Consider the following 1,610-nt stretch of genomic DNA (forward strand, 5'->3'; position numbering starts at 1 on the left):
ACGTTGCCAGGCTTTGGATTGTTCCGCAGTAGCTCAGTGGTAGAGCTATCGGCTGTTAACCGATCGGTCGCAGGTTCGAGTCCTGCCTGCGGAGCCATTGCTTCCATAGCTCAGTTGGTAGAGCACTTCCATGGTAAGGAAGAGGTTCTGTCGTTCGAGTTAAACCTTGGAAGGACACGACTTTTGAGCTTTTCTGTAAAATGGTCAGTATAAAACCGTTACAGTTACATACTTAACCGCTTTATATTATAGTGACTTTACAAGCCACTTCTCTCTTGAGTGAAAACTTGAGAAGAGGAGTGGTTTTTTTATGTTAATCAGATTTGCCATGAAAGAATTTCTGTCAGAGAAAGAATATGAAAACCTGTCAAAGAACACCCTCAAAGCTTATCAAATGCTTTTTGATGACTTCCTCAGTTGGTGTGAGAGAGAAGACCTCTCAAGAATAACTGACGTTACCTCCAGAGCCTTAAAGAATTATCTTTCTCTTTGTAAGACTGAGAAAGGTAATAATCCAACGAGTTTGAACACCAAAAGACGACAATTCAGAGCCTTCTTCAATTTCCTCGTTCAAGAGGACATTATTCAAGAAAACCCAACGGACTCCATAAAACGTGTAAAAGAAGACATTCGCATAAAAACGTTTACTGATGATGAAGTAAAAGAAATTTTGTCTCACTTGAGACGGACAAAGAGACGAGAAGACACTTATTTTGCTGTCCGTAATTACACTATGTTTTTAACGTTAATTGGAACAGGATTAAGAGCAAGCGAGTTGACCTCATTAAAATGGTCAGCAGTTGACCTTCATAACCGCTCTATTAAGGTATTTGGAAAAATGAGAAGGGAAGAAAGCGTTCCTCTCTCAGAGCCACTTGTCAAAGAGCTGGCTTATTGGAAGGAATATTGCTTGAGTCAGTTTGGGGAGCTGTCTCCTCATGTTTTCCCTAATCAGAAAAACCAAGCTTTAACAGTCAATGCTCTCAAGTGCTGGTTCAAAAGGCTGGCTCAAGTTATGGACTTTGAGGAGACACGCTGTTCAGCTCACTCTTGCAGACATTATTTTGCAAAAACTTGGATTCAAAATGGAGGAGACATTTCAACGCTCTCCAAGGTGCTGAGACATACGAGCATAAAGACAACAGAGAAATACCTTCAATTCTGGGGCAACGAGGTTGCTGAGGATAACGACAAATTTAATCCATTAACCAAATTAACTTTTTAAGGAGTTGTTTTCAATGTTATTTTTCTGTTTATCAAAGGATTTGAACGAGCTGAGGAAGCAAAAGAAGGCTCTTGAGTATTTACTCTCCATTGACACTAATGAGAAGGACAGAGAGCTTCACAAGCAAGCTCTGGAAGCGATTGAGAAGGCACTAAAAGCAAATTAAGCACAAAAAGGAAAGGAGCTTCCCTCCTCAAGTTTGGCGACTGAAAGGGAAACTCCTCACACTACTGGAGGACTCTTTGACAAGTCCTCTCTTTGCTATTTTAGCATTGAGAAGGCTTCTGGAGCAACCTCCTTAATTTGGAGGATAAAAATGAAGGAATTGAGGAAGTATCAAACGTTTGCTTCTGTCGAGGAAATGGATGTAAATGTCAAGCTAACG

Annotated in this window: 3 protein-coding genes and 2 tRNA genes; all 5 read left to right on the forward strand. The window is 40.6% G+C overall.

Going from position 1 to position 1,610, the window contains the following annotated elements; genetic code table 11:
- Positions 1–22: 22 nt before the first annotated feature.
- Positions 23–97, forward strand: a tRNA-Asn gene (locus COD11_RS25780).
- Between the two features lie 2 nt (positions 98–99).
- Positions 100–175: transfer RNA gene (locus COD11_RS25785), tRNA-Thr, on the forward strand.
- Positions 176–310: 135 nt separating this feature from the next.
- The gene (locus tag COD11_RS25790; RefSeq protein WP_098799743.1) at positions 311–1,225 is read left to right on the forward strand and encodes a tyrosine-type recombinase/integrase; all 915 of its coding nucleotides are present in this window, start codon (positions 311–313) and stop codon (positions 1,223–1,225) included.
- A gap of 13 nt (positions 1,226–1,238) precedes the next feature.
- A complete protein-coding gene (locus COD11_RS25795) occupies positions 1,239–1,391 on the forward strand; it encodes a transcriptional regulator (protein WP_098799744.1) in 153 nt (50 codons plus the stop codon).
- Between the two features lie 33 nt (positions 1,392–1,424).
- The coding region (locus COD11_RS27300; RefSeq protein ID WP_218012765.1) for a hypothetical protein at positions 1,425–1,610 on the forward strand (186 nt) is incomplete at its 3' end.

Origin of the sequence: Bacillus sp. AFS040349, from assembly GCF_002577655.1 — a bacterium.
In the GTDB taxonomy this organism is placed as follows: Bacteria; Bacillota; Bacilli; order Bacillales; family Bacillaceae; genus Metabacillus.